This window comes from Mesorhizobium sp. M0618, assembly GCF_040320765.1.
GTDB lineage: Bacteria > Pseudomonadota > Alphaproteobacteria > Rhizobiales > Rhizobiaceae > Mesorhizobium.
Window position 1 is genome coordinate 1 of the sequence record NZ_JAMYQH010000039.1, and the last position, 26,743, is coordinate 26,743.

General features: G+C 58.9%; 24 protein-coding genes and 1 pseudogene. 10 read left to right on the top strand and 15 right to left on the bottom strand.

All coding sequences use genetic code 11. The features are described 5' to 3' along the window. Nucleotides 1-105 precede the first annotated feature (105 nt). The 3 genes and pseudogenes from NKJ04_RS29575 to NKJ04_RS29590 form a co-directional block, all read right to left on the bottom strand. A pseudogene (locus tag NKJ04_RS29575) lies at nt 106-381 on the bottom strand (alpha/beta fold hydrolase); the annotation flags it as partial. Between the two features lie 451 nt (nt 382-832). After that, nucleotides 833-1,471, bottom strand: coding sequence for a hypothetical protein (locus NKJ04_RS29585; RefSeq protein WP_352678996.1), 639 nt, complete (start codon nt 1,469-1,471; stop codon nt 833-835). 92 nt (nt 1,472-1,563) lie between these two features. Then, nucleotides 1,564-1,944 carry a hypothetical protein gene (locus NKJ04_RS29590; RefSeq protein ID WP_352678998.1) on the bottom strand — a complete coding sequence of 127 codons (381 nt, stop codon included), beginning with the start codon at nt 1,942-1,944 and terminating at the stop codon, nt 1,564-1,566. 180 nt (nt 1,945-2,124) lie between these two features. On the opposite strand from NKJ04_RS29590, the gene NKJ04_RS29595 reads away from it, so the two are divergent. The 3 genes from NKJ04_RS29595 (at nt 2,125) to NKJ04_RS29605 (ending at nt 7,800) form a co-directional block, all read left to right on the top strand. Further along, nucleotides 2,125-2,868 carry a DUF4142 domain-containing protein gene (locus tag NKJ04_RS29595; protein ID WP_352679129.1) on the top strand — a complete coding sequence of 248 codons (744 nt, stop codon included), beginning with the start codon at nt 2,125-2,127 and terminating at the stop codon, nt 2,866-2,868. A gap of 21 nt (nt 2,869-2,889) precedes the next feature. After that, nucleotides 2,890-3,486, top strand: coding sequence for a hypothetical protein (locus tag NKJ04_RS29600; RefSeq protein ID WP_352679001.1), 597 nt, complete (start codon nt 2,890-2,892; stop codon nt 3,484-3,486). A gap of 246 nt (nt 3,487-3,732) precedes the next feature. Continuing rightward, nucleotides 3,733-7,800: a GAF domain-containing protein gene (locus tag NKJ04_RS29605; protein ID WP_352679004.1), complete on the top strand. Its 4,068-nt coding sequence runs from the start codon at nt 3,733-3,735 to the stop codon at nt 7,798-7,800. A gap of 721 nt (nt 7,801-8,521) precedes the next feature. Here the strand turns inward: NKJ04_RS29605 and NKJ04_RS29610 are convergent. From NKJ04_RS29610 to NKJ04_RS29655, 10 genes are all read right to left on the bottom strand, one after another. Beyond that, nucleotides 8,522-9,076, bottom strand: coding sequence for a cytochrome b (locus NKJ04_RS29610; RefSeq protein ID WP_352679007.1), 555 nt, complete (start codon nt 9,074-9,076; stop codon nt 8,522-8,524). A 529-nt stretch (nt 9,077-9,605) separates the two neighbouring features. Beyond that, the gene (locus tag NKJ04_RS29615) at nt 9,606-9,740 is read right to left on the bottom strand and encodes a YHYH domain-containing protein (RefSeq protein WP_352679009.1); all 135 of its coding nucleotides are present in this window, start codon (nt 9,738-9,740) and stop codon (nt 9,606-9,608) included. 587 nt (nt 9,741-10,327) lie between these two features. Beyond that, a complete protein-coding gene (locus NKJ04_RS29620; RefSeq protein ID WP_352679011.1) occupies nt 10,328-11,020 on the bottom strand; it encodes an amino acid ABC transporter permease in 693 nt (230 codons plus the stop codon). A gap of 17 nt (nt 11,021-11,037) precedes the next feature. Continuing rightward, nucleotides 11,038-11,754 carry an amino acid ABC transporter permease gene (locus NKJ04_RS29625; protein WP_352552263.1) on the bottom strand — a complete coding sequence of 239 codons (717 nt, stop codon included), beginning with the start codon at nt 11,752-11,754 and terminating at the stop codon, nt 11,038-11,040. Nucleotides 11,755-11,821: 67 nt separating this feature from the next. After that, the gene (locus tag NKJ04_RS29630) at nt 11,822-12,649 is read right to left on the bottom strand and encodes a transporter substrate-binding domain-containing protein (RefSeq protein ID WP_352552261.1); all 828 of its coding nucleotides are present in this window, start codon (nt 12,647-12,649) and stop codon (nt 11,822-11,824) included. A gap of 24 nt (nt 12,650-12,673) precedes the next feature. Then, complete coding sequence (locus NKJ04_RS29635) at nt 12,674-13,414, bottom strand: amino acid ABC transporter ATP-binding protein (RefSeq protein WP_352679014.1); 741 nt, start codon at nt 13,412-13,414, stop codon at nt 12,674-12,676. 56 nt (nt 13,415-13,470) lie between these two features. Further along, nucleotides 13,471-14,034: a peroxidase-related enzyme gene (locus NKJ04_RS29640; RefSeq protein WP_023809595.1), complete on the bottom strand. Its 564-nt coding sequence runs from the start codon at nt 14,032-14,034 to the stop codon at nt 13,471-13,473. Next, nucleotides 14,031-14,501 carry a CMD domain-containing protein gene (locus tag NKJ04_RS29645; RefSeq protein WP_206535270.1) on the bottom strand — a complete coding sequence of 157 codons (471 nt, stop codon included), beginning with the start codon at nt 14,499-14,501 and terminating at the stop codon, nt 14,031-14,033. Before NKJ04_RS29645 ends, NKJ04_RS29640 begins: the two co-directional genes overlap by 4 nt. An 8-nt stretch (nt 14,502-14,509) precedes the next feature. Further along, a complete protein-coding gene (locus NKJ04_RS29650; RefSeq protein WP_352679017.1) occupies nt 14,510-15,979 on the bottom strand; it encodes an NAD(P)-binding domain-containing protein in 1,470 nt (489 codons plus the stop codon). Further along, on the bottom strand, nt 15,976-16,947 hold the full coding sequence (locus tag NKJ04_RS29655; protein WP_352679020.1) for a LysR family transcriptional regulator: 972 nt from the start codon (nt 16,945-16,947) through the stop codon (nt 15,976-15,978). The genes NKJ04_RS29650 and NKJ04_RS29655 overlap by 4 nt, the downstream gene beginning before the upstream one ends. Before the next feature lie 232 nt (nt 16,948-17,179). Between NKJ04_RS29655 and NKJ04_RS29660 the strand changes: the two genes are divergently transcribed. Beyond that, nucleotides 17,180-18,250 (top strand): NAD/NADP octopine/nopaline dehydrogenase family protein, encoded by a 1,071-nt coding sequence (locus NKJ04_RS29660; protein ID WP_352679023.1) that lies wholly within the window; start codon nt 17,180-17,182, stop codon nt 18,248-18,250. A 138-nt stretch (nt 18,251-18,388) separates the two neighbouring features. On the opposite strand, the gene NKJ04_RS29665 is transcribed toward NKJ04_RS29660, so the two are convergent. Continuing rightward, complete coding sequence (locus tag NKJ04_RS29665; protein WP_352679026.1) at nt 18,389-19,081, bottom strand: flavin reductase family protein; 693 nt, start codon at nt 19,079-19,081, stop codon at nt 18,389-18,391. A gap of 39 nt (nt 19,082-19,120) precedes the next feature. Then, entirely contained in the window at nt 19,121-19,801 is a 681-nt protein-coding gene (locus NKJ04_RS29670) for a GntR family transcriptional regulator (RefSeq protein WP_352442495.1), read from the bottom strand. A gap of 172 nt (nt 19,802-19,973) precedes the next feature. On the opposite strand from NKJ04_RS29670, the gene NKJ04_RS29675 reads away from it, so the two are divergent. From NKJ04_RS29675 to NKJ04_RS29700, 6 genes are all read left to right on the top strand, one after another. Then, nucleotides 19,974-21,194, top strand: coding sequence for an amidohydrolase family protein (locus tag NKJ04_RS29675; protein WP_352679030.1), 1,221 nt, complete (start codon nt 19,974-19,976; stop codon nt 21,192-21,194). Nucleotides 21,195-21,316: 122 nt separating this feature from the next. Then, complete coding sequence (locus NKJ04_RS29680) at nt 21,317-22,894, top strand: nickel ABC transporter substrate-binding protein (protein WP_352679033.1); 1,578 nt, start codon at nt 21,317-21,319, stop codon at nt 22,892-22,894. Between the two features lie 12 nt (nt 22,895-22,906). Beyond that, nucleotides 22,907-23,842, top strand: a complete 936-nt coding sequence (locus NKJ04_RS29685) for an ABC transporter permease (RefSeq protein WP_352679036.1) — start codon at nt 22,907-22,909, stop codon at nt 23,840-23,842. Next, nucleotides 23,833-24,741 carry an ABC transporter permease gene (locus NKJ04_RS29690; RefSeq protein WP_352679039.1) on the top strand — a complete coding sequence of 303 codons (909 nt, stop codon included), beginning with the start codon at nt 23,833-23,835 and terminating at the stop codon, nt 24,739-24,741. Before NKJ04_RS29685 ends, NKJ04_RS29690 begins: the two co-directional genes overlap by 10 nt. Continuing rightward, nucleotides 24,734-25,729, top strand: a complete 996-nt coding sequence (locus NKJ04_RS29695) for an ABC transporter ATP-binding protein (RefSeq protein WP_352445366.1) — start codon at nt 24,734-24,736, stop codon at nt 25,727-25,729. The genes NKJ04_RS29690 and NKJ04_RS29695 overlap by 8 nt, the downstream gene beginning before the upstream one ends. Further along, the gene (locus NKJ04_RS29700; protein ID WP_352679042.1) at nt 25,726-26,742 is read left to right on the top strand and encodes an ABC transporter ATP-binding protein; all 1,017 of its coding nucleotides are present in this window, start codon (nt 25,726-25,728) and stop codon (nt 26,740-26,742) included. The genes NKJ04_RS29695 and NKJ04_RS29700 overlap by 4 nt, the downstream gene beginning before the upstream one ends. The last annotated feature ends 1 nt before the right edge of the window (nt 26,743 follow it).

The following is a 26,743-nucleotide window of genomic DNA, read 5'->3' on the forward strand; positions in this document are numbered from 1 at the left end:
GCCTACACCGAACGGCTTTTGTCCTCTGTTCCGGAAATGAATCCGGACTGGCTGACAAGGCTGCTGGCCAGTCGGAAAATCTGACTTCGCAAGGCGGACAGGAAGAGAGCGTCGTCCCGCCGCGATCTCCTCCGCATGAGTTTCGAGCGCGAAGTGGCCCGCGTCGAAGAAATGTACCCTCGCACGGGGAATATCGCGCCTGAAGGCTTCAGCGCCGCGCGGCAAGAAAAACGGATCGTCTTTCCCGAGACCGCCAGGCAGCGTGGCTTGTGAGTCCGAAAGTAATTTTGGAAAGGTCGGGTAAAGCGTGCTCTTGTAGTCGCTTAACAAATCCAGCTGAATCTCGCCCGCGCCATCGCGTGCTAAATAAAAATTGTCGAGCCTAGCTGTCCAGCATCCAGATCGCCTTGCTGGGACCATCTCCCAGAACGGCAAAGCGTACGAGGCGGGGCTGAGCGAGGGTTTTGATCCCGTTCGCACCTATTGGCAAGAGCCGTCTGCAGCAAACCGAGCGGCGCTCCGCAGCTTCCTCGCGGAGACAACTCGCTGGCAGCACACATGGTGAGCCTGATAAAGCTGTGATCTCGCCGGATGGCTATATCCGTGGCGACTCGACCTCGACTGGCGCTGGCATCAAATGGCACTGCATCTCAGCATCAATCCGGACGCTCATGCGATCCGCGAGCTCGACCAGATGCATTAGGGTGTCGAGATGGCTCGCAAGGGCGGTGTCCCTGCTAAGCGGGTCCTGAACGCGATGCGCTTGGCGGCTTTCCTTGCGCATCTCGTACGGCGCAGGCAAACGTCCTAACCTGCTTGTACGCCCAGCCTATCAGCGCAGGAGTCCATCCTTCTCAAAATCTTCCCAGCCGCGCAAACTGGAGTGCGAGTTCTCATCGGGGCCATACCCAGCTGAAGCTGCAGTTCCGCGACCGCTTCCTTGAGCGCGTTTCATAGCGGCTTTCCCCGCGGCTCGCCGCCTATTCTCTGCAACTGTCGCTGCGTCCTGTTCGCGCCAGACCGTAACTAGGTCCCGGTCAAGCACATCCTCTACGTGCTGCGGGTCGAACACGTGAAAGGTGATGTTCCTTGCCCGCCCGCGGAGTTTCACCGTTTTCGTCCCGGCGCTTTGCAAGCGACCATCTTTCAACCAGCGGTGCCGTTCAGCCGTCGAGATCGTCAGTATGTCCTCAATTTCACGGGGAATTACGGGCAGGTTTTCGATCTTCTGCATTGCTTTGGCTACGATCCCGAATGCCACCTGCACATCTGTCTCGGCGCCTTCAGACAGCCGCAGGGTAAGCACGCGGGACTCGATATGGAGCAGTTTCATGAACTCCGTTGGAAGGCGGGCGCGTATTTCGAGAAAAATACCCTTCGCTCTGACGGAAGATCCAAGCGTTGCAGCCGGGCTTAAGGGCCACTCTCCAATCAGCTTCTCTGTTGCTTTGTTTTTTCGGCGCGTGGACATGCCCCTTATATAGGTCACCGATTGTCGGCAGCGATGAGCCGATCGCGAAGCCAACGTGAGTTCTAACCTGCCAGCGGTCTGAACACGATGTCCTACAGGCGCAACCCGTGCTTAGCACGGTCTATTCCTTGCTGGCCGGCAACATTCGGCAGGCTGGCGTCGCTCAGCGACGTCCGCTCCGCAGGAATCTCGCCGTGGCTATATCCATGGCGTGCTGGGCGCAAGCGGTTGGTCGCAGAGCCGTAGTCGTGATTTGGTTTGGTCAGCGCTGGAATGACGCTGCTGTCACTTTTCCGCTTCAGAGGAAATGTGGCGTCGCCATCCTGCTCGCCCGATAAAATGCGCGGATTGGCGCTTGAGACACCGTCGTTCTTTCCGCCTTTGTGGTGCTTTTCTGATTGGCCTCGCGCGTCTGCTTCAGGCTCTTTGCCAGAACGCTTGCCAACTTTATTGTCGTCGGAATTTTTCGCCATCAGGGCTCTCCTTTGCGAAGCAATGGCAACTCTTCGGTCGGTCTGAGGTTCCGGGACCCGCCTGCTTCGCGACGACGGGAATGGCGCCGCGAAATCTATTCCGACATTTGTCACCGTCCGGAACAAACCTTCCGCCAGGAGGTTGGAGTTCATCGTCCTCTTCAGCCAAGGAACCTCAGCATGAGAATCAAACTACGCGTGGCGTCGCTGTCGATCGCCACCGCCATGGCCTTTGTACAGCCTGCCTTGTCAGCAGAAACGGCCCAGGATTTCGTCACGAAGGCCGCGATCGGCGGGATGTTCGAAGTGCAGTCCAGCAAGGTCGCTCAAGACAAGCTCCAAGATCGGACCCTCAAGGATTTCGCTCAGAAGATGATCTCCGACCATGGTGCTGCGAACGGCAAGCTCGAAACTATTGCCGGCGAACAAAAATTGCAGGTGCCCTCCGACCTCGACGCTGCCCACAAGAGCGAAGTCGACAAGTTGCAGTCAGCTGCCGCGCCAGTCGATGCACCGTATGCCGACATGCAGAAGGCGGCGCATGCCGACGCTGTAAGCCTGTTTGAAAGCTACGCCAAGGACGGCGACAATGCCGCTCTCAAGTCGTTTGCAAACGAGACGTTGCCGACGCTCAAAATGCATCAGGAGATGATCGGCAAGGTCGCGGCTGGCGCTCCTGCCGCCGATAGCACCGCGCCAGCCGTGTCCAATGCGGACACCACAAATCCTGCAGCGCCGGTGCCTGGTGCCAACAGCTTCACCGAGGACCAGGCCAAGAGCGCCATCGAGAAGGCAGGTTACTCGGACGTCTCCGCCCTGACGAAGGATGACAAGGGCATCTGGCGTGGAACCGCGAGCAAGGACGGCAAATCCGTACCAATCGCTCTCGACTTCCAAGGCAACGTCGTTGCCGGCAACAATTGATCACAACCAAGGACAAATTAGATGAAAACCGTAACAGGCCTCTTCGACAACTACGATCAAGCAAGCGACGCTGTGGGCGAGCTTGAAGCCACAGGCGTTCCGCACGACGATATCAGCATCGTGGCCAATAACTCGGGCGGCTGGCACACAGGCGAAGCGTCTGAGGCTGGCGAGGATGCGGCAGCCGGGGCTGGTGTCGGTGCTGTTATCGGCGGGGCCGGCGGCCTGCTCACCGGCCTTGGCCTGATGGCGATACCTGGTGTCGGTCCCGTGGTTGCCGCAGGCTGGCTGGCAGCTACTGCGGTGGGCGCGGTTGGCGGTGCTGCGGTTGGTGGCGCCGCTGGTGGCATCATAGGCGCGATGACGGAGTCCGGTGTGCCTGAAAACGACGCACATGTTTATGCCGAAGGCGTTCGGCGTGGCGGAACTATGGTCACAGCCAGGGTCGAAGACGATCTTGTCCCGAACGCGGAACAGATCCTGAAGCAATATGATTCCGTAGACATCGCCGGCCGGCGAAACGAATACGAAGCAGGCGGCTGGACTGGCTTCGATCCAACGGCGGATGTCTACCCAGCAGATGACCTGGAACGCGCCAGAGGTCGTCGCAACGTTTGAGTTGAAATGACAAGTTCGGCTACAGCCGCCTTGTCCTACCTTCGCGATGTGCAGCCACGCTCTCACCCAGCCGCGATCGTCCCTGAGCAGTGAGCAAGAAGTTCGCGCCCAGCTCAGGGTCGAGCCGGTTCAAAAGCGATCTGGTCGCTGCCCTGTCGGGGCTTCGAAAAGTCCGGGTCGTCCCTAATTCTTCGCGCAGATCGCGATGCAACCAAAATCAAGCTCCGTCGTTTTGTCCGGTTCGCTATGGGGGGCGTCTTGGCAGGATTGAATGAGGACACGACGACGAGCGCTGTGTCGCGCAGCGCCGGTGAAATGGCCAACCGCATCGGCTCGTTCGCGTGGAGCGAAACGGCGATCGGGCCAGCATCATCCTGGCCAACAGAGCTCAAGACACTCGTCGATCTGATCCTCAACTCTGCACAGCCCATGTTTGTCGTCTGGGGCGCTGAGCGCATCTGGCTCTACAACGATGCGTTTCTACCTATACTGGGCCGGAAGCATCCAAGTGCTCTCGGGCTTCCCAGCCAACAGGTGTGGGCTGAAGCATGGGACATGATCGGCCCGATGTTCGATCGGGTTTTTGGAGGCGAGTCCGTGCACATGGATGACCTTGCAATCCGGATCGACAAGCATGGCGCGCCGGAAGAGGCGCATTTCGCGTTTTCCTATAACCCGATCCTGGAGCCGACCGCCGGCCGGGTCGGAGGGCTTTTTGGCGTTTGCACGGAAACGACGGACCGGTTTCTTGCCGAGATGCGCGAGCGCCTTGCTGCCGAACGGCAGATCCATCTGTTCGAACAGGCGCCCGGGTTCATCATCATCATGCGGGGTCGCAACCACGTGGTGGAATTCGTGAATGACGCGCATCGTCATGTATTCAACAGTGGCGATTGGCTAGGAAAACCCATCCGAGATGCGTTTCCGAGCCTTGAAGGACAGGGGTTCTTCGAGCAGTTGGATAACGTTCTCAACGGTGGCAAGACATTTGAAGCGCAAGGCGTTCCGGTGCGCTTTCGTCGCTCCCCGGAAAGCCAGGAAGAGGCCCGCTATCTGACCTTCATCTACGCGCCGCTTTACGACGGCAGCAGCACCGTTACGGGAATACTCTGTGAGGGGTTCGACGTGACCGAGACATACCGCGCGCGAAAAAGAAGCGCTGCGCTCGCCGAACTCGGAGACGTGGTGCGTCTAATTGAAGACCCGGATGACCTTGCCTACGCCGCAGCCGAAATCATCGGTAGGGAGCTCGAGGTGAGCCGAGCCGGCTACGGCACGATTGATCTGGCGAAAGAAACCATTTCGATCGAACGCGATTGGAACGCGCCTGGCATCAAAAGCCTGGCGGGAGTGCTGCATTTTCGCGACTATGGCACCTATATCGATGACCTCAAACGAGGCATCACCGTTGTCTTCGAGGATGCGGACAAGGATCCGCGCACAAGCCATAATGCGGCAGCGCTAAAAGCAATTAGCGCCCAATCCTTGATCAACATGCCGGTCACCGAAAAGGGTGGCTTTGTGGCGCTCCTCTACCTCAACCACAACAGGCCCCGGCGCTGGTCTGAAGAAGAGATCGAGTTCGTTCGCGAGATGGCGGAGCGAACGCGTACGGCGGTTGAACGACGGCGAGCGCAGGCAGAATTGCGCCAGAACGAAAGCCGGTTGCGCTTCCTCGATGCACTGGGAAAGGAAACGTCAAAAAGTACAGACGCAGACGCGGTCCTTGAGATCACCACCAGGATGCTGGGCAAGCGTCTCGGCGTCGCGATCTGTGCATACGCCGATATGGACCCCGACCAGGACCACTTCACGATCCGGGGAGATTGGCATCGGCAAGGCTCTTCCAGCATTGTCGGTCACTATAGCCTCGAAGCCTTTGGGCAACTCGCCGTTCTCAGACTTCATCAGGGACTGCCACTGATAATCAATGACAATCGTGTCGAGCTGGCACCGGAGGAAGCGGCCACGTTCCAGAACATCGGTATTGCCGCGACCATTTGCATGCCCCTCGTCAAGGAGGGGCGTCTTACGGCATTAATGGCAATCCATGACAACGTGCCACGGGTCTGGACCCCGAATGAGCTGGCGCTTCTGACCGAGGTCACCGAACGGTCCTGGGCGCATATCGAACGCGTAAGGTCGGATCAAGGCGCTGCCGAAACTGCAGAAAGGCTGAGTCTTGCAACCCGGGCGGCCGCCATCGGGACCTGGGACTATGATCCTGTTGCCAATCATTTGCGTTGGGACACACGGTGCCGTGCGCTTTTTGGCATCGCCTCGAGCTCCGATGTTTCTTATGAGGCGTCCTTTCTCGCAGGACTACATCCAGATGACCGCGATCGTGCGGACGAAGCTGTGAGAAAGGCCCTCTCGCCCGACAGCCTCCACCCTTTCAACATTGAGTATCGAACAATTGGCTTGGAGGACGGGATCGAACGATGGGTGGCGGCAAGCGGTCACGCCATTTTCGAAGACGAAAAGGCGATTCGCTTCATCGGCACCGTGATCGATGTTTCCGACCGCAAGAAAGCCGAGCGCCATCTTAAGATCGTGAACGATACCGGTGCGGCTGTCGCGGCCGAGTTCAATCTCGACAAGATCGTCCAGATTACAACCGACGCCGGCGTCCAGCTGTGCGGAGCACAGTTCGGCGCTTTTTTCTACAATGTCCTCGATGATCAGGGCGGCAGCTACCTGCTCTATGCCCTCTCCGGTGCCCCGCGTTCGGCATTCGAGAACTACCCGATGCCGCGTGCCACGGCGGTGTTCGAACCCACGTTCCTTGGTACGGCCGTGGTTCGTTCAGACGATATTATGAAGGACCCGCGCTATGGCAAGAATTCGCCGCGAAAAGGCATGCCGGAAGGCCACCTGCCCGTGCGCTCATATTTGGCGGTGCCCGTCGTCTCGAACTCCGGTGAGGTTCTGGGCGGGCTGTTCTTCGGCCATGCCGAAATTGGAAAGTTTCTGCCTGAGCACGAGAGTGCCCTGCTAGGTATTGCCGGACATGCCGCCACGGCAATCGACAATGCAAGGCTGTTCCAGGCGGCCGAACGAGAGCTCGCTGAACGACGACGCGCGGAGGCCGCGCTGCAGACGCTCAATTCCACCCTTGAACAACGCGTGATCGAGGAGGTTGCGGAGCGGTCGAAGGCGGAGGAGCAGTTGCGACAGGTGCAGAAGATGGAGGCCGTGGGCCAGCTGACCGGCGGCATCGCCCACGACTTCAACAACATGCTTGCCGTCATCATCGGTGGGCTCAATCTGCTTCAGCGCAAACTGTCGAAAGGCGAGACGGATGTTGGCCGCTTTGTAGAAGGCGCGATGGATGGAGCACATCGCGCCGCCGCCCTGACACAGCGGTTGCTGGCCTTCTCACGACAGCAACCACTCAAGCCAGAGCCAATCAATGCAAACCGCTTGATGGGCGGCATGACCGATCTCCTTATGCGAACGCTGGGCGAGACCATCAAGGTCGAGACTGCCTTCGGCGCCGGCCTCTGGCAGGTCGAGACGGATCCCGGACAGTTGGAAAGCGCCCTTCTCAATCTCTCTGTCAACGCGCGGGATGCAATGCCGAAGGGCGGCAAGCTGACCTTCGAAACGTCAAACGCGTACGTAGACGAGCGATACGCTCGCGAGTCCGCCATCGCCGCCGGACAGTTCGTATTGATTGCTGTGACCGACACAGGCACGGGAATGTCTGCAGAAGTTCTCGCCAAGGCTTTCGACCCCTTCTACACCTCCAAGAGTGTCGGCAAGGGCACGGGGCTTGGTCTGAGCCAAGTCTATGGCTTCGTGCGACAGTCCGGCGGAAACGTCAAAATCTACTCAGAACCGGACGTTGGCACGACGGTGAAGATTTACCTGCCGAGATATTACGGCAGTGCCGAGCCGGATGCCGACCAGACGCAGCCCAGATCGATCGATGGCGGCCTCGCGAGCGAGGTCGTCATGGTGGTGGAAGATGAAGATCGCGTGCGTGCGGTTTCCGCCGAAGCGCTGCGTGAGCTTGGCTACACGGTTGTTGAGGTCAGCGGACCCAGCGAGGCCATCAAGATGATCGAGGCCGGGCAGGAATTGTCGCTGTTGTTCACCGATGTCGTGATGCCGGAGATGTCCGGGCGTCAGCTCGTCGATTTGCTGCGCAAGAAGAACCCGAAGTTGAAGGTCCTCTACACCACCGGCTACACACGCAACGCCATCGTTCACAATGGCATTCTCGATCCCGGCACGCAGCTGTTGCCAAAACCCTTCAGCCTTGAAGACCTTGCCGAAAAGGTGCGGACCATTCTCGACACCCCTTCCTAGGCAGTCAGTCAGGCACGACCGCCGCAGGGCAAACCGGCGGTGCAGAGGAACGATACAAACGCAGCGTCGTTTGCCCTGAACTGAAACAGGGCTAGATAAAATGGTTTCGCCGCGTGCTGTGTGGAAGGGATTGAGAACAGCACATTGTCGACCGACGCACCACCATCATCAGGGTTGGCTTCGCCTAACCTCCGAGAGTTCTCAGGCGAGCAAGGGCAAGGTAAGGCTCGCTTGACGAGGGCCGCCTGGCAGCCAGACGGGCTCACCGCCAACTTTGAAGCTGGGACGCGTTCGAGGACGAGGAATTGTTGCGCTGACAACGAATAGGAACCTTTCGAGCCGTCTTGCGGACGAAACAGCTTGCTGGCTGGACGCGACACTCGCATTGACGCGGTCCAGTAGTAAAGTTCGTTCGGAACTCCCATCGGATGACAGCGTTCTCGCTCAATCTCTCCACCGGCTCGACGGCATCAGGGATTTTCTAATAGTTGATGCTTGCGGCAGGTGGTGCGCTACATCGCCTGCCGAAGAATTGCGACCGCCATGGTTGGAAGCAGGACGAAATGAGATCAATCATGGCGATTCCGGCACCGCGATGACAGGAAAATCAGCAGTCATGCAAAGCGCTCAGCAGCCATGGGCTTCGGCTCGCTGGACAAGTGGTGGGTAAAGTACGGTCCCTCAGAAAGTAAGCGTCCCTTCGCTCAGCTTGGCGGCGATCCTATTGCGAGTTGGGCAAGCCAGGCAGCATCTGCCTCAGCACACGATCGTGGAGGAAGACATGGTGAAAGATAGCCGCGGCGGCGTGCAGGCTGGCGAGCCATATGAGGACATCGCCGAGCGTGCCATGGATATCGGCAAGGGATGCGCCGGGGCCCCATGCGCCAAGGAATGGACCAAGGGCGCCGATGCCGTATACCGTGACCGGGTGGCTGCCAAACCATGCGCCGAGCATCGCCGACGCGGGGACGGCGAAGAGCAGCGCGTAGAGCGCCCAATGCGTTGTCTTTGCCGCGACGTCCATCCAGAGAGGCATGGGCGGCGACTCCGGAATACGGTCGAAAAAACGCCAGGCCAGGCGTATGACGAGCAGCACGAAAACGGTGAACCCGAGCGATTCATGAAGCTGCAGGGTGGCAGCGTTGGCCGGCGCATAGACGCGCGTTGGAGGACCGCCTTGCGAGACAAGGAAGGCTACGAGTACGAGCAGCGCGGTAAGCCAATGAAAAGCCTGGGCGAGGCTGCCGTAGCGAATTCTTGTACCAGCTAGCGACATGAAAGGGCTCCGAAACGGTATCGGAGACTATTTTCTCCGAACCTGGCGTTAATGTGCCTGTGCAGCAATTGTTTATTCAAGCACAACGAAGTTTCGATGCGGCTGAGCCGACGGAGCGGCCCGAACGAGGAAGAGCGTGCTTAGTGATCGTCGATTGGCCACGTCGAGAGCGTTCAGCGGCGCGCGGGGCAGTATCCAAGAAACCTGTGGCCGTCCAAAAGCGCCCCCCAGGATGCGATCCATCAGTTGACTTCAACGAGGCGATGCCCGGCACGGTGACGCCGTTTACTACGTCGCGGACCAGACTGGACAAGAAGGTATCGTCTCGAAGCGCCGGGATAGTCTCTATCGCAGCGGCCCGACGATGAGCTGACGAAAGATCAAGTGCTACGATGAAAAGGAGATGGACATCATTGGCGTTCAGCGCGATCGGGGAGGCGGCAAGGGTTCTTATGGCTGACAACAGCCGCTATCTCGGCACCGGTAACGTCAATCTCTAGATATCGACAAGCGCTTGTGGGACCTAAAACTAATGACAATGATATTCGCCGGTCTTGTGGTTCGTATGGCACCCGTTGCTATCAGTGCCGCCACTATGCGCATAGGCATTGGTCACAAGAGCCATAGTCAAAGCGGTCAACGCGGCCATAATTGCTGTTTTCATATTCCCCTCCGAAGTAATGTCGGCACCAAAGCACTATTCGTGCGTCGGCACAACGCCTGGGGAGAACGTTTCTCGCGTTCGGCAAAAGAAGTTGGCCGGCGCCAGGGTGGGAGCTGTTGGGCTGTGCGGCGCCGGCCAAGCGGACATCAGGTCCGCCGCCCAACACACATCGACGATTCTTCCAGGCGAAGTTATGGTGTGATCACGGAAGAACAGAAGCTGCTACCTTTCGTGGGCTGATACCGCGACACCCTTCGCCGGCAGCTTTCCGAGCTAAGGGACGGTGAACTGGTGGGTTCCGTTTATCGGCGCACAATGCCTGCCCAGCCGATTGAAGCGGAGCACGACATGCCTTCAAAGCATGTAGGATGCCAGGTGCCTGGGCGCGGTTGCGACCGCGCGATCGGTGCTTCAGTCGGCATGAAGCCCGTCAGCAGCGACAAAAGATGCTATCAACCAAACGCATAAAACTCACCGGTACATACATCGGCTACTTGGGTTTCTCCTCAGGCTTTTCATCCCCGAAAGAATTGCCTCCCAGGTGCGGCTCGATATCCGAAGCTTGACGATTCTATCCCACATCCGCCTCACGTCCGCACCCTCAGCGCCTGCTCCAGCCTGTCGGCAATCTGTGTGACGATATAGGCAATCACCATATAGATCACGACGGCAATCACGAAGGCTTCGAGGTAGTAGTAGTTCAGCGCGGCGGTCAACTGGGACTGGGCGAAGATATCGACAACCTCGATGGCGAATCCGAGAGAAAGGGCCTTCATGATGACCATCATCGAAGTCGTCAGGTCAGGAATTGCCGTGAGAGCCACCTGGGGAAATAGGATCCGTCGGAACAGTTGGCCGCCCGTATAGCCCAGCGAATGGGCTGCGTCCGACTGACCGGTGTCGAATGCATTCAGGGCTCCCTTGATAATCTCCGATTGGAACGCGGCGACACAGCCGGTAATCGCAACTACAAGGATGACCCAATTGGGGGTTTCGTGGGCGTTGAAGTTGATCCCCAGCAATGAGAACAGGAACTGGAATGCGGGCGGCAGACCGAAATAGGCGAGGAAAATAACGATGACCATCGGAACGCCCTTGAAGACGATCTTGTAAGTCATGATGAGCTCTCGCAGCCCCGGCACCCGTCTGTATTCGATAAGCGCGAATATGCTGCCGACTATCGTCGACAGGACGAAAATCATGAGCGCCATTCCAATCGTCACGGGTACGGCACTCAGAATTTCCTGCGTGTCCTGGAGCAAAATATCCGTATCAAACATGGTTGAATACCCTTACGTCAGACGCTCGCGAGGAGCTCGTTCTTGATCGGAGTTGTTGTCGTCGCCTCAGGCGCTTGCATCGGTGATCGAAGCTCGAAGAAGCGCACGACGAGCCATGCGACCAGACACATCAGCGAATAGATGACCGCCAAGACGAGGTAGGTTTCGAACTGGAACTGGTTGTAGTCGCGCTCCATGATCAGATGCGCAGTCGCCATGACGTCGGCCGCCCCGATGTACATGACCAGCGCAACGTTATGGATCAGGTAGATGATGGAGTTCCCATAGCCCGGCAAAGCGAAGTGCACCGCTTGCGGGCCGACGACGCGAGTAATTTTCTGTCGGAACGTATATCCAAGGCTGTCGGCCGCATCGTGCTGGCCGCGATCGACGGCCAGGTATGCAGGCCGCATGACTTCCGACAGATAGCCGCCGTGGTAGAGGCTCAACCCCACCATGGCAGCCATCGTCGCTGAAATAAAATCTTTGGCGCCGAACAGGATCACCAACAGCGGAAGCCCATAAAACGCGACGAACAACTGCAGTACGACAGGAACACTCCGGGCATAGGACACGTAGAGGTCCACCAGGTGACTGATGACTGGCACCCTGCGGACCCGGAGGGTTGTCGCGATGAGAGCCAGGCAAAACCCGGAAATGAGGGCTGTAAACGTGATGGCGAGCGTCAGCGGCAGTGCCGAGAGCAACTCGGGAATCATAGCAGATACATCCACTTTGAAACGCTCCTTCTTGCAATTCAGCCTTGCCGCTGACTAGCGAATATGGTCGTCGACGGCCGTGCTATTTCATGTACTGGACGATGCCCTCGCCGAACCACTTCTGCGAGAGCTTTTCGATCGTGCCGTCGTCTTTCAATTCCTTGAGAACCTTGTTCACATCGTCGGCCAGAACCTTGTTCTCGTCAGATCTGTGGATCAGCATGTAGGTGTTGTTGCTGAACACTGGTTCGGACGCCACGATATCGAGTTTCTTTTGCTCGATGACGGTCTGCTCACCGAGATTCGACGGCAGGACGAGAGCGTCGAACTTGCCGTTCTGAACTTCGTCCAGCCGGTTCGGGTAGGGGATACCGGCACTCGATGCCGTGACTTCGAGCTTGTATTGCGGGTTTTCTTTCTGCCAATTCATGATGAACTTGTAGGTTCCACCACCGGCCGTGGTCGGAACGATCCTCTTGCCGACCAGGTCTTTCATTTCCTTAATGCCGCTGTCTTTCTTGCTGTAGATCTTCATCAGGCTGGCGCCCATGGGATTTTCCGGAATGAGGAACTGCTTGGAGCGCTCGGGCGACTTGTAGTAGCCACCGACCGCGATGTCGTACTTGCCCGTGGCGAGGCCGGTTTCCTGGGCAATGTCGGAGACGCCTTCCATTTCGAACTTGTACTGCGGCAGCTTTGCGTTGATCGCCTTCAGAAGATCGGGCTCATAGCCTTGCGGCTCGACGCCGATCGCGCCCCATGCAAGCGGCTTGGATTCGGCAGACGTAGCGATCTTGATCGTGCGAACGGTCTGGCCATAGCTGATCCCCGCCGTTGCAAGGGCAATCGCGATGCCGCCGGCGATGGCCAGGGCATAGCGGCGAGAGAAACTGGATGTGATCGCAGACATGTCTTAGGTTCCCTTCTTGTTGGATTATTGAAAAGCGAGTTCTGACTGCAGAAATTGAGCAAGTCGTGGGCTGGACGGTGCGTCGAAGATGTCAGCCGGGCTGCCATCGGCGGCGACCACGCCACGATCCATGAAGACGATCCGGTTGGAGATGTTCTTTGCGAATTGCATCTCGTGGGTCACAAGCAGCGAAGTGATCCCTGACGAGGTGACATCCTTGATCACCTTTAGAACTTCACCGACGAGCTCGGGATCCAGCGATGACGTAGGCTCGTCGAAGAGTATCACGTCGGGTCGAACTGCCAGGGCGCGCGCAATGCCTGTGCGCTGGAGCTGGCCGCCCGACAGTTGGGAGGGATAGCTATCTCGCTTCGGGGTGAGCCCGACCCGCTCGAGCTCCCGCAAGGCGATCTCCCGCGCCTCGTCCGCGGACTTGCGCTGCACGATCACCAGGGGATCCATCACGTTCTGCAGGACCGTCATGTTCTTGAAGACGTTGAATTGCTGAAAGACCATCGCCGTTCGCAACCGGATCGCCTGGACAGCGGTCTTATCGGCACGCTGGTAATCCATCCGAATCTGATCGAACGCGATGGTTCCTGAGGACGGCTTGGCAAGGTAGTTGATGCATTTCAGCAACGTGGTCTTGCCGGTGCCGCTGGGGCCGATGATCGACACCACGTCACCCCGCTTTACCGAGAGATTGACGCCGTTCAGAACCTGCGTGCTTCCGTAGGACAGCTTTATATCTTTGAGTTCAAGCATTCTGGTTGGTGCCCTTCACAGTGTGGGACGGAGTGCTTTGACCGCATGCGACATCATCACCCGCTCTCCGCATGGCCGAGAACGTGCATCAGCCGGTTTGCCCAGCCGAAGATCGATATGGCGTGGATCAGATCGATGATCTCGCGGTCATCCATGCCAACTGATCGAAGCGCGGCGATGTCGTCTGCCGTCGCTTCCGACGGCGCCGCCGACAGGCGGCGGGCAAAGCTGTAGATTGCCGCATCGCGTTGGCCGAGCGCTTCAGGTTTGTCGAGATAAAGTGCGGTGACCACTTGGTCGCTCTTGGTCAACTCCGCATGCCGGCGGGCGTGGACAACGGCACAGAATTTGCAGCCATTGACGATCGAGGCCCCCAATGCGCCAAGTTCGCGGTCGGGACGGGCGAGCCCGCCTTCGACATACATGATTGCGTTGAACAGAACCGTGCGGGCAAGATAGCTCTCTGGGTCATGCGCAAGGGTGCGCACATATTCCGAAACTTTCTTGGCCGAAGGCGTAACCTTCATCGCTTCAAGCTGTTCCGGCGTGGCTTCGGATAGCTTGACCGGCGCGATGTATGGCTGCCAGTTCAGCGGCTTCAGGCGCACCGAGGAAATCATGCCGACCTCATCAATCGCAAGCCGGTCGCTACCCGCGTCTGGAAGTTGACGAAGGCAATCAGTTCGGAGAGCGCAACGATCTGAGGATTGCTCAATCCGGCCTGGGCGAGCAGGGCGATGTCGCTCGCCTCGGCCTTTTTTGGCGTCACCGTGACCAGGTCGGCGTGCCGGGCGATAGTCGCCAATGGTTCTTCCAGAGCCGTCTCGCCCTGGGCTACAGCCAGAAGCTGCTCTGTAGGATCAAGCTGATCCAGCTGAACATCATATTCGGCCACCAGGACCGGATCGGCATTCAGGGCGGCCATGCGACGGGCAAGAGCAACACGCAAATTCGGCGCCAGCCCCTGATCGTTTGCCGGGTGCAGCACCGAGAGGCGACATTCCTCGGCCCCTCGCACGAATTCGGGCCGAAACCGCCGTGCAGCGAAAAGGGCATCGTCCGGTGAAAGACCCGCTGCCTTGTCCATTGCGTCAATCACAGCGCGGCCTCCTTGTGCAACAAGGGTGTTGAATCGACCCACTCGTCGCCCAGAAGTTCGGGCGTGTCGTAGGCGATCAGATTGGCGAAGTGGGTTTCGACATCCTCGGCAAACAGCGATGCGGCAATGCCGCGCACAAGACGGTCGGCACCGGCGCTGACGGCCGGGATGTCGCCGGAGACCTTGCCGTGCGTCAGCATGGCGGCGTCGTTGAAGCAGTGGATATGTGCAAGCATCGGGCAGGAGCCGGGGACGCGTTCGCGAAACTCGAAGGCAGGACCGAGATCCGGCGCGTCCGACATGCCTGCACGACCCGGCCCCATATCCGGCCTATATCGGCCATCCGACCAGGTGCGGATATGTGGGGCGATCGCCGCGAATTCCGGGCGGCCGTTGAAGTCATTTGAAAAGCCGGTTGCCGCGATCAGGAAGTCGTAGCACATTGGCCCTTGTGTTGTTTCGATCAGCAGGCCATCCGGATCTTCCCTTACCGCTACGATGCCGCAGTCGAGAAAGAACCGGGCATTCGCGTGGCGAGACACGCGAAGCGTGGATGAACGCGGCGGCGGCGTCTGGGTGGAGGCGGTGTAGTCGAAGAACTTCCACTTCCAGGCATCGGGCAATTCATGCATGCCGAGTACGACACCCGGGCTGCCGATGCCGGTCAGCTTGTTGATGCGCGGCATCTCCTTGCGCCGGATCAACATGTCGACAGAATCGGCGCCCGACTCGAGTGCGGTCGCAGCATTGTCCATGGAAGAGGCACCGGCGCCGATAACTGCCACACGCTTGCCTTTCAGCGCATCGAAATCGATGTCGTCGGCAGAATGGGCCCAATAGGCGCGATCGATCCCGTTGAGGAAATCGGGTACGGCAATACCGCCCAGACCGGAGCGACCGGTGGCCAGAACCAGACGACGGGTGAGAACCCGGCCGGATTCCGCGCCTTCGATATCGATCGCAATCAGATCACCAACGGGTTCGACGGCGGTCATGCGCACGCTGTTGCGCAATGGCAGAGCCAGGACCTTGCGGTACCAGACCAGGTAATCCATCCACTGGCCCTTGGGGATTTTGTCCAGCGACCGCCAGGCCTCAACGCCCCATTGCGCCGTGAACCAGGCGCGGAACGTCAATTGCGGCAGGCCGAGCGACGGACCGTGCAGGGTTTTCGGCGACCGGAGCGTTTGCATGCGGGCAAACGTTACCCACGGCCCTTCGAGCCCTGCCGGAGCCGCGTCATAGGCGACGACATTGGTTATCCCCGTCAGCACCAGCTTTGCCGTGGCAGCAAGTCCACACATGCCGGCGCCGATCACGACGACATCACGGACCGGGGCGCCCTCATGCATGCGTGTGGGGACCCAAGGCTTAGCAGGCAATTCGAGGAAGTCGAGATCCTGCGCGAGTTGGGCTTCCAACGCGGCAAGGCCTGTCGATGCTGCCGGGGTAGGAGTATGCTTCATATTCCCGTTCCGTTATTTGTGCCCGACGCGGGATCGTTCACCAATTGGCTGGCCAAGGCCGGATCGAGTTTCTTGAAGCCGACAATCGACCGTTCAGCCACCGCTTCGACCGCCTCCATCAGCGCCTGCGCGACTGGGCGAAGGGGACGTTTTGCGGCAGCCACGACACCCCAATAAAAGAGAACGGTCGCGTCAATCGGGCGGATGGCGACCCCTGGCAAGGCCACGCCATAGGCGGTGAGGGGATCAATGACAGCGGCAACGCCGGTCCGGCGCACAAGCTGCAACGCGCCATAGGCAGTATTCGTGCGGATCACTGGCCCGGTGTCGATACCCCTGGCCGCCAATGCCTTGGAGACATGCAGTTGGAAACGCAGCGGGTTGAGCAAGGTAGCGACGCGGCGACCGGCAAAAGCTGAAAGCGGTATGACGTCAAGTTCAGCCAGCGGATCGTCCTCCCGCACAGCAGCGACATCGGGCGCCGAATAGAGCCGCAGGACATCCAGACCGGGCGTATCGAGCGGCAGGCTTGAAAAGCCGATCTCGGCACGACCGCTGCGCACTTCCTGGGCGACGATGGAGGGAAGAAACTGTCCGAGATGTGTCTCGTGCGGAAGCTCGATACCCTTGAGCTCGGCCATGGCCGTCGGGATTAGGCCAGTGCCGATCGCAGAGGTTGTGACAATCTGCAGGATCCGACCCCGGCCGGCGGCGATCATCTTGGCCCGCGCCGCGAGCTCGGTGAAGGACATCAGCAGTCGCCGCGCTTCTTCTTCAAATGCGACACCCTCTTCAGATAGCTGCACCCGTCGACCGACCCGGTGCAGCAATTCGAAGCCAAGTTCGCCCTCAAGATCCTGAATGGTGCGTGTCACCGCAGGTTGAGAACGCCCGAGCATGTCAGCCGCCTTGGTAATACTGCCGCTGGCAGCAACCGCAAGGAAGGTCTGAAGGTCCCGAGTTTCCATATTCTCCCTACATGTGAAATCCGTATGATTGACATCGTCTCATTCATTTTTGATATATGTCAAGCGGAAACTAATGTTCGCAGCGGCGCTTGCCGGCTCAGAGCCGGAGCCCTTGATCGAAACGGCCAGGGGCAACCGACGTGACTGCAATTCGAAACCTCGTGATGAAAAAACTTGCAGGCGGGGACAGCAAGGATTCTCGAACCATAAAGCCTGCAACAGGAGGAATGTTATGCGCGTGAGTATTCTGGGCGCCGGAGCAATTGCCTATGGCCTTGCGGTCTATTTGGCACAATCGGGACACTCGCCAACACTTTGGTCACCGTCCGGACACCGCACCAGAACGTTGGCTGCTGGCGAATTATTGAAGGCGACGGGGGATATCGAGGCGACGGTGCCGGTGCGCATTGCCAAGGATTGTAGAGATGCTATCGACGACGCGGACGTGGTGGTGATCGCGCTTCCGGCTTACGGCCACAAGATGGTGATGGACGCCGCCGTCCCTCATCTGGCAGATGGAATTCCGGTCATCATCAGTTCGCACAGTTCGTTCGGGGCGCTGTATCTCTCCAAGCGGTTGGCCGAACGCAAAGTCAGGTTGCCGATCGTCGTTTGGGGCACAACACTACTGACTGGGCGCCAGCTCGGATCAACCGAAGTCAATGTCACTTCCATTCGCCAGAAGCTTGATGTTGCGACGCTGCCTTTCGATGCGCTCGACCAAGGGTACGAGCTTTGCACGGCCTTGTTCGGCGATCGTTTCGTCAAGCGGGATGGTCTGCTGGCGATTGCGCTCAGCAACCTCAATCCGCAAAACCATCTGGGAATTGCCCTTCTCAATCTCACACGCATGGAGAAGGCCGAGCAGTGGAGCCAGGGGGGAAATGTCACTCCTGCCGTTGGTCGCTTGATCGAGGCTCTGGATGCCGAACGGTTGGCCATCGCTGCCCATTTCGGTATCGCGGTTCGTACCGTCCAGGAACATTTTTCATTGTCGTTCCACGTCCCCATGGGCACTGTTTCGGAAATGAACCAGGAGATGGATCGTCTAGGCCGCGGCGGGTTTGGCCCGACAACCATCCAGAGCCGCTATATTCTCGAGGATGTTCCGTTCGGCCTGCTACCGACTGCCGTTCTGGGGAAGATCAGCGGAAATCCGGCGACACTCCATGAATCCGGAATTTCCATCTTGTCGGCGGCTTATGGCCGGGATCTCAAGGGAGATAATGATATTCTTCCTGCGCTCGGCATCGAGGAAATGACAAAGGCGGATCTTGAAACCCTTTGCCGCAAGGGTTTTTAACAGCTTCCAGTGCGCTGTAGCCCAGCTGCAGTGAATATTCTCCCAGCCCGGCATCGGCAGGGTCCTTGGCCGCAAGCAGCGTCTCTGCCCGATCAGGAAGGATGATTGAAGCGACGAGCGCGTTGCGCGATCAGGGCGCTATCCATCGGTGTTGGGTGGCATAGGCCTCATTGCCAACCATTGCTCATGCGACATCGTTGGCAGGTCAAACTGGTGGCGGGTGGTCGAATAACCGTGTCCACCCATTCTGCCGACGGCGTCTAGCGCGAGTTGATCGATATAGAAACGCTCCTGGTCAACAAGATCCTCACGAATGTGCATCCGCATAACTTGACCAAGGACAATCTCGCGCGACTTACCCAGGCCAAGCGTCAAATGTCGGCGGCATTCGAAGGCTATAGGCGCTTCGAAAATGTAGGGGCATTGGACCGTCTCACCGGGCACAGGCGTCAGTCCGGCCTCGGCCAGTTCGTCAATGTGGGAAGGAAATGGGACGGCACAGACGTTCATGGCGTCAACCAGCGCATGGTCCACGATGTTGACTGTGAATTCCTCAGTCAGTCGGATGTTGAGCGTCGTATCTTTGAAGGACATGTCACTATGGTTCTCCACACCCAGGGCTAGGATTGGAGGATCGGCCGAGAGGCAATTGAAGAAGCTGTAGGGCGCAGCATTGACAGTCCCGTCGGGGTGTCGTGTGGTCACCAGAGCGATTGGCCGAGGCACCACTGCCCCGATCAGCAGCTTGTAGCGTTCGCGTGCCGAGATGCGGGCGAAGTCGATGCTCACGCGGCTCCGCTGCCCCACCGGCTCGGGCTGGGGGTTGAGCATTATATCCTCCTGAATTTTGCCAAGCTGCTTGAGAGTTGGTCACCCTGCCTGAGCGTATGTACTCAGGATGGAGCGAACGTCGGGCTCAGTTTGATCGCTGATTTGCGCCCGAGCCTCGAGTGCCTCGAGATGGTGTTCCATCGCATGCATGGCGCGCTCGGGATTGTGTTGGCGCAGCGCCTGAATGATTTCGACGTGTTCGTCGACGCCGCATTGATCGGAGTGCGGACGGCTGTACAAGGCTAGGATCAGCGAACAGCGCGATACAATCTCGCTGACATATCGGGTCAGCGGCTTCGATCCCGTGAGTTCGGCCAGCAGAATGTGGAATTCGCCCGCCAGCCGTATCGATAATGGTCCGCTCGTGTTTACTGCGTCCCTTTCAAGTTTGACGTGGCCCTCAAGTGCCGCAAATTGAGCGGGTGTGATCTTTCGCGAAAGCCGGTCCACTACCTCGCGCTCCAGGCAGCGTCGTAGGGAAAATATATCTAACGCTTCCTCGAGCGTCGGCTCGGCGACGCAGGCTCCGCGATTATTCCTCACCTCCACCAGGCCTTCGGCACTCAGTCGGACAAGCGCGTTTCGTACGCTGGTCCGGCTAACGCCGAACTGCTCGCCGATCGCGTCTTCGGGCAATTTCATACCGGGGCGAAGCGCCTGCTCAATGATGGCGCGACGCAGCGACAAGTAGACGTTTTCGGCTCGACTCGATTTGGTCATCGCATCCCCCTAAGCTCCCGCAACTTATCGATCAAGATATATTTTTGTCAATATGGGATACGATTTATCTTGAAATAGGTATACAATTATGCGGTAGTTACGTACACGGACCTGCAGGCGCGGCCGTCGCCGTGCCGCAGACGATAGGCTGCCTCTGGGAGGAGCGCACCGCATGACAACCAATTTGTTGATTAGAAATGTGCGCCCGATGGCTGGCGCCAATGTGGATATTCTTATTGAGAATGGCCGCATTACCCGCGTCGAGCCGGAGCTTTCACCTTTGGGCGGGCTGGTGGAGGACGGCGGAGGTCGCATCGTCGTTCCGGGCTTGGTCGAAGCGCACACCCACCTCGATAAATCGATGATCGGAATGGCGTGGTATCGCAATGAAGTCGGCCCTCGCTTGATAGACAAGATCGAGACCGAGCGTGAAGCCAAGATCCGCTTGGGTATCGATCCGGTCCGCCAGTCGCGTCGACAGGCGCTTGCCTCAGTGGCGCAAGGCACCACCCATATCCGTAGCCACGTCGATATCGACACCGTGCACGGCCTTGCCGGTGTAGAGGGCGTCATGCGCACTCGTGACGAGCTACGAGACCTCGTCGATATTGAGATCGTCGCCTTTCCTCAAGGCGGTATGATGATCCGGCCTGGCACTGTCGAACTTATGCGACGGGCGTTGGAAATGGGCGCCGAGGTGGTCGGCGGGCTGGACCCTGCTGGGGTTGATCGCGATCCCAAAGGGCACCTCGATGCAATTTTCGACCTCGCTCAACGTTTTGGCCGGCCCATAGATATACATTTGCACGAAGCGGGAGAGCTTGGCGCCTTTTCGCTCGAACTCATCATCGAACGCACCCGTGCACTCGGCATGCAGGGAAGGGTGGCAGTCAGCCATGCCTTCTGTCTCGGCATGCACGATGCCGATTATGTCGGCCGACTAATCGACGAGTTGGCGGAGCTTTCGATCCATATTCTTACCACCGGGCCGGCATCGCAGCCGTCGCCTCCGGTCGCCAAATTGCGATGTGCTGGAGTGGTCGTCGGCGCCGGAAATGACGGCATCCGTGACATCTGGGGACCTTACGGCAGTGGTGACATGCTGGAACGCGCGATGTTTGTCGGCTTGCGCAACAATTTTCGCCGCGACGATGAACTCGAATGGGCCCTCGACGTCTGCACGCGCGGCGGTGCCGGAGTTCTTGCGCTGGAAAGGTACGGCCTGATGCCCGGCTGCTGGGGGGACATGGTTTTGGTGGAAGGCGAGACACTCGCCGATGCCGTCGTGTCCCACCGGCCGCGCGCGTTGGTCGTCAAGCGCGGCAAGGTCGTCGCGCGAGGCGGGGTTGCGGTGCAGACCTCACCTGCGCAAATGAGCACAAAAACTTATTAGAAGGGATACGATGTCTAAATTAGATTGTATACGATAATGTAATATGTCTATACAAAAAAGGCCCCGTGCCTTTCGAGGCAACCTAGGCCCCAGGGAACAATAAGCAACGAGAGGAGCAACCAATGTCATTCAACAGGCGTACATTTCTGCAGATCGGGTCAGGCGCGTTAGGGCTCGCCATAACCGATGCTACCTTCACCAAGTTTGCCTTTGCCGAAGGGGCGGCGGGCACATTGCGAGTGGCTATCGCCAAGCCTGCGGGCAATCTCGATCCGCAGAGCCACTACGCGATCTGGGCCATTCAGGACCTGATGTTCGATCCGCTGGTGCGGTACGGCAAGGGCGGCCAGATCGAGCCTTGCCTTGCGACCGACTGGAAGATCGAAGACGGCGGCAAGACACTGCACCTTACATTGCGCAAGGGGGTCACTTTCCAGGACGGCACAGCGTTCGATGCAGCCAGCTGCAAGTGGAATCTTGAGCGCTGGCTGGGACTCGATCAGTTCAGCTGGATGAACTGCTCCAAGTATTTTCAATCACTGGAGGTGGTCGATGACCACCAAGTGGCCCTTCATTTCAAGGAGCCGCCGCTGGCGCTCATGCAGGAGCTTTCATACACGCGGCCGCCGAGGTTCCTTAGCCCCAAATCGGTCGATGCGAATGGCAAATTTGTCGAACCCGTCGGCACCGGGCCTTGGCGTCAAATTAGCGCTGACGATACACAAAGTGTTTTCGAGCGCTACGACGGCTACTGGGGCGACAAGCCGACTTATCAACGTCTCGAAGCCAAGGTCATCCCTGATCCGCGCGCGCGGGTTGCAGCCCTGCGCGCTGGCGAGATCGATCTCGTCGGCGGGTTTTGGATCGCGCCGCTGACCCCCGTTGAGGCAAAGCAACTCGAGGCCGCAGGGCTCAACGTGGTCATCGATCCCGGCAACGTCACACTGGTGATGGCTTTCAATCCCGATCGCACCGAAGCGCTTAAGGATCCGCAAGTGCGCAAGGCCATCAGCATAGGGATCGATCGCGCGGCGATTTCCCAGGCGCTCTACCAAGGCTTTGCCCGACCGGCGGGCAACCTGTTCTCCGATGCATTGCCATTTGCTGGCACCCAGCATGATGCCCCAGTTCGCGACGTTGCGGCCGCATCAGCGCTCCTGGAGAAGGCGGGTTGGACGGGTGGGCCCGTGCGTTCCAAGAACGGCACGCCACTGACGCTTGAGATTGTCGTCAGTCCCGACGCCGTTCCCGGCTCTCGCGTCGTGGCCGAAGTCATACAATCCGAGATGAAGGAAATCGGCATCGATTTGATCGTCCGCTCTGTCGACCACGCTTCCAAGCACACCGACATGCTCGAAAGGAAATACGATCTCGGCTTCTTCTTGACCTATGGGGCTCCTTACGATCCGTTCGGCACGGTGGTGGCCTTGTGCCTCTCGACCTTCAACAACGATGTCGAAGGCAAGCTGTTCACCGATCCGGCCAACCTGGACCCGCTGATCAACGCGGCGACGGCAGCAACTGGTGATCAGATAGAGCCATCGATCCAAAAGGTTTACGACTGGCTGCGTGACAACGACGCGATAGCGCCGTTGGTTTACGTTCCCAGCATCTGGGCGCACTCCAAGCGGGTCCAGGGCTTCACCAGCCCGGTCACCGAATACGACATGCCATACGAAAATATCGTGCTGGCCGAGTAGAGGGAGGGCGCTTTGATCCACTTCATCAGCAAGAGGCTGAAGCACTCCCTCGTACTGCTGTTCATGGCGTCTCTGGTTTGCTTTACCCTGGTTGTTTCGGCTCCGGGAAATGTCGCTGTTCTCATCGCTGAACTCAGAGGAGCAGTCGCAACACCGGGTTATGTCGAAAAGGTTGCCGAAGAGATCGGACTGCATAAGCCGCTGCTGATGCGCTACGCGGGTTGGCTTGGCGATGCAGTCCGAGGAGATTTTGGCATCTCCTACAGAACGGGCCAGGAAGTCAGTGCGGACTTGCCAAAGCGCATGTTGGTCACCGGTACCCTGATCGTTGGCAGCGGCGTGGTTGCGACCCTGCTCGGCCTGGCTCTCGGATTCCTGGGTGCCTTCTGGCCCTACGCACTGCCGGACCGCGTTTCGCGCGGTTTGGCTCTTCTCGGCGCATCGACACCGACATTCTTCGTCGGTGCGCTGATGATCTATGGATTCTCCGTCACCTTTCAGCTCTTTCCATCCTTCGGCTTCGGCGGTCCGGAAAGTTGGGTGCTGCCATGGGTCACTGTCGCGGTGCTGCCCGCCGCCGTGCTCAGCCGTGTCGTTCGTGTGGGACTGGAAGAGGCTATGGCCAGCCCCTTCGTGTTGACGGCCAAAAGCAAAGGTCTGGGACGGACCGCCATCCTGTTCCGGGACGCGCTGCCAAACATCATACCTGTGTTCATCAATGCACTGGGAACCCAGGTCGGCCTGATGACCGCAACGGCTATCATCGTTGAACCGCTGTTCGCCTGGCAGGGCGTGGGCGACTACTTTCTCCAAGGCGTGAAGTTCCGGGACTTCATGGTCGTGCAGGCCTGCCTGTTGATCTTCCTCGCCTTCTTCATCGTGGTGAATCTGATCGTAGATCTCGCAGTTCTGATGACCGATCCCCGTATCCGGCGCCAATGGAGCTGACCATGAATAGATTCAAGCCTGCACTTGCCCGGTTGAACAAGATGCCCCGCGTGGCCTTGATCGTGATCGGCCTTTTCGTCGCCCTGGGCAGCTTCGCGCCATGGCTCGCCCCACAAGATCCCAGCGCACAGAACTTGCTGGAGACCGGCCAGGGACCAACTGCCCCACACTGGCTCGGCACCGACCATCTTGGGCGCGACACGCTCAGCCGCCTGATCATCGCTGCGAATACGTCATTGGTCAGCGTTGGCTCGGTCCTCATCATTGCAATGACGGTCGGTGTCGCCATGGGGACCATCGCGGGTTATCACCGCGGTTGGGTAGACGACCTGCTGATGCGCATCGTCGATGTCGGCCTGTCCATCCCAAGCCTGATCACTGCCCTTGCCGTGATCGGGATCGTCGGGCCGGGCTACTGGACCATGGTACTGGCTCTGTCACTGGCATGGTGGCCGATGAGCGGTCGTATCAGCCGGGCCGTGGCCGTCAGCATCATGAGCAAGCCGCATATCGAGGCCCTGCGTGTGCTGGGCGCCAGCCCATGTCGCATTTACTTCGGCCATTTGCTGCCCGGCACCATCGGCGCGGTGATGGTCTATGCGACGGCGGATGCCGGGACAGCCGCTTTGGCTGTCGCAACGCTCAGCTTCCTTGGTCTGGGCATTCAGCCGCCCACGCCAGAATGGGGACAGATGCTTGTTGATGCTTTGCCGTATCTCGAGTCCGATCCGCGCCAGGTTATCCTGCCCGGCGTAGCCCTGACTGCTGCGGTGATCGGTTTCAACATCCTCGGCGAATCCATAGCACTTAATCGCATTCCCAAGCCGCTTTCGAGGCGGACGCTTGCCTTGCGCAGAATTGAGATCGCCGGCTGGGCCAAGGAGAATTCCGATGCATGACGAACTCCTTTTGAAAGTCAGCAATCTGACGGTCGATCTCCTCACCGCCAAGGCCGCGGTACGTCCCGTCGATGGCGTCAGCTACACCGTCCGGCAGGGAGAATGCCTTGCCATCGTCGGCGAAAGCGGTAGCGGCAAGACTGTAATGAACTTCGCGCCGCTCGGGCTAATGCCGACCGGCGTGACGACGAACTTGTCGGGATCGGTGCGCTTCGACGGGCGTGAATTGATCGGCTTGCCGGAATCCGAGATCCGTAAGATACGAGGCAAGTCGATCGGATTCATTTTCCAGGATCCGATGAGCGCGCTGAACCCCGTCCGCCGTGTTGGAAGGCAGATCGCCGAGATGGCGGAACTCCATCTCAAGATGACCCCGCGCGCCGCGGAGGAGCGGGCGTTGGAACTCATCAAGCTGGTCGGCATCTCGGATCCAGCAGCGCGACTTCGTCAATTCCCCCACGAACTGTCGGGTGGTCTCAGGCAACGCATCGTAATTGCCATTGCGCTGGCCGGCGAGCCGAAACTTCTGATCGCGGACGAGCCTACGACCGCTCTCGATGTGACGGTCCAGGCTCAAATCCTGCGACTGCTCAAGGACCTGCAGCGGCGGCTCAACATGGCCATGGTGCTGATTACTCACGATATGGGGGTAGTCGCCGGAGCGGCCGACAACATCGTTGTCATGTATGCGGCTCGGGCCGCCGAACGAGGTCCCGTGGACAAGGTCCTCGTGACCCCACGCCATCCGTACACGAGAGGGCTGATCAACGCGATCCCGCGGCGAGAAGACCCGATCGGTTCGGAGTTTCGCGGTCTTCCCGGGATACCGCCAACGCTGGGCGCGCCATTCAAAGGCTGTGCCTTTGCCCCGCGCTGCGAGCTCGCAATTCCCGCATGCACCGCAAGCCGCCCTCCACTTGCGCGGTCGGCCGACAGCGCTGTTGTCGTGGCCTGCGCGGTTGTCAACCAAAGGAAGGCAGCAGCATGACGCACGGTCCTGTTCTGAAAGTCGAAAATCTGCAGACGCGCTTCAAAAGCGTTCAGCGAGGCAAGTTCATCCATGCCGTCGACGACGTCTCGATCGAGCTCTATCCGGGCGAGATCGTCGGTCTGGTAGGCGAGTCCGGTTGCGGAAAGTCGACGCTCGGCCGCACCATTGTGGGTCTCGAAAAGGCAAGTGCGGGACGAGTCCTGCTTGATGGAGTGGACCTCACCACACTCTCCGGTGCAGCACTGCGCGAAAGCCGCAGGGCGCTTCAATACGTGTTTCAGGATCCATATTCGTCCCTGAACGACAGACAGACGGTCGGTGAGACGATCGATGAAGCGTTGCTGATCAGCGGGTTGAAATCACAATCCGACCGCAGCCATCGTACCAAGGCGCTCCTGGATCAGGTCGGACTGGCGGAGGCTTTGAAGGATCGGCACACGCGGGAACTGTCCGGAGGGCAGCGCCAGCGCGTTGCGATTGCCCGATCCCTTGCCGTGAATCCAAGAGTGCTGATCTGCGATGAACCAGTTAGCGCACTCGATCTGTCCATCCGAGCCCAGGTGATGAACCTTTTCCTGCACCTGCAGAAAGATTTGGGGGTGGCGTGCCTGTTCATTGCCCACGACCTTGCGTTGGTCAGGCAGGCTGCATCGCGCGTCTACGTGATGTACCTCGGCAAGATCGTGGAGCACGGGCCATCGCAGGAACTCTACGATCACCCTGGCCATCCCTATTCGCAGATGTTGCTGGCCTCGACACCGGAGGTGGATCCGATCGCTGAAAAGCAGCGCAGGGTTCCGGTCATGATCGGGGAGGTGCCGAGCCCTACGAATCCACCATCCGGCTGCAGGTTCCGGACTCGCTGCCCCTTGGTGGTCGAAGAATGCAAACAACAGATGCCACCGGCCTTGAAGCTATCTCCTGGGCACAGTTCGGCTTGCGTGTTTGCCAAGGATCTCCATCGCGGCAAACGTTCGGCGCTGATTTGGCCAACAGCCAATGCGGCATGAT

Excerpts from the sequence above, each read along its gene's own strand:
- NKJ04_RS29585 (WP_352678996.1), bottom strand. The coding sequence starts at position 1,471 with ATGTCCACGCGCCGAAAAAACAAAGCAACAGAGAAGCTGATTGGAGAG.
- NKJ04_RS29590 (WP_352678998.1), bottom strand. The coding sequence starts at position 1,944 with ATGGCGAAAAATTCCGACGACAATAAAGTTGGCAAGCGTTCTGGCAAA.
- NKJ04_RS29595 (WP_352679129.1), top strand. The coding sequence starts at position 2,125 with ATGAGAATCAAACTACGCGTGGCGTCGCTGTCGATCGCCACCGCCATG.
- NKJ04_RS29600 (WP_352679001.1), top strand. The coding sequence starts at position 2,890 with ATGAAAACCGTAACAGGCCTCTTCGACAACTACGATCAAGCAAGCGAC.
- NKJ04_RS29605 (WP_352679004.1), top strand. The coding sequence starts at position 3,733 with ATGGGGGGCGTCTTGGCAGGATTGAATGAGGACACGACGACGAGCGCT.
- NKJ04_RS29610 (WP_352679007.1), bottom strand. The coding sequence starts at position 9,076 with ATGTCGCTAGCTGGTACAAGAATTCGCTACGGCAGCCTCGCCCAGGCT.
- NKJ04_RS29615 (WP_352679009.1), bottom strand. The coding sequence starts at position 9,740 with ATGAAAACAGCAATTATGGCCGCGTTGACCGCTTTGACTATGGCTCTT.
- NKJ04_RS29620 (WP_352679011.1), bottom strand. The coding sequence starts at position 11,020 with ATGTTTGATACGGATATTTTGCTCCAGGACACGCAGGAAATTCTGAGT.
- NKJ04_RS29630 (WP_352552261.1), bottom strand. The coding sequence starts at position 12,649 with ATGTCTGCGATCACATCCAGTTTCTCTCGCCGCTATGCCCTGGCCATC.
- NKJ04_RS29635 (WP_352679014.1), bottom strand. The coding sequence starts at position 13,414 with ATGCTTGAACTCAAAGATATAAAGCTGTCCTACGGAAGCACGCAGGTT.
- NKJ04_RS29640 (WP_023809595.1), bottom strand. The coding sequence starts at position 14,034 with ATGATTTCCTCGGTGCGCCTGAAGCCGCTGAACTGGCAGCCATACATC.
- NKJ04_RS29645 (WP_206535270.1), bottom strand. The coding sequence starts at position 14,501 with ATGGACAAGGCAGCGGGTCTTTCACCGGACGATGCCCTTTTCGCTGCA.
- NKJ04_RS29650 (WP_352679017.1), bottom strand. The coding sequence starts at position 15,979 with ATGAAGCATACTCCTACCCCGGCAGCATCGACAGGCCTTGCCGCGTTG.
- NKJ04_RS29655 (WP_352679020.1), bottom strand. The coding sequence starts at position 16,947 with ATGGAAACTCGGGACCTTCAGACCTTCCTTGCGGTTGCTGCCAGCGGC.
- NKJ04_RS29660 (WP_352679023.1), top strand. The coding sequence starts at position 17,180 with ATGCGCGTGAGTATTCTGGGCGCCGGAGCAATTGCCTATGGCCTTGCG.
- NKJ04_RS29665 (WP_352679026.1), bottom strand. The coding sequence starts at position 19,081 with ATGCTCAACCCCCAGCCCGAGCCGGTGGGGCAGCGGAGCCGCGTGAGC.
- NKJ04_RS29670 (WP_352442495.1), bottom strand. The coding sequence starts at position 19,801 with ATGACCAAATCGAGTCGAGCCGAAAACGTCTACTTGTCGCTGCGTCGC.
- NKJ04_RS29675 (WP_352679030.1), top strand. The coding sequence starts at position 19,974 with ATGACAACCAATTTGTTGATTAGAAATGTGCGCCCGATGGCTGGCGCC.
- NKJ04_RS29680 (WP_352679033.1), top strand. The coding sequence starts at position 21,317 with ATGTCATTCAACAGGCGTACATTTCTGCAGATCGGGTCAGGCGCGTTA.
- NKJ04_RS29690 (WP_352679039.1), top strand. The coding sequence starts at position 23,833 with ATGGAGCTGACCATGAATAGATTCAAGCCTGCACTTGCCCGGTTGAAC.
- NKJ04_RS29695 (WP_352445366.1), top strand. The coding sequence starts at position 24,734 with ATGCATGACGAACTCCTTTTGAAAGTCAGCAATCTGACGGTCGATCTC.
- NKJ04_RS29700 (WP_352679042.1), top strand. The coding sequence starts at position 25,726 with ATGACGCACGGTCCTGTTCTGAAAGTCGAAAATCTGCAGACGCGCTTC.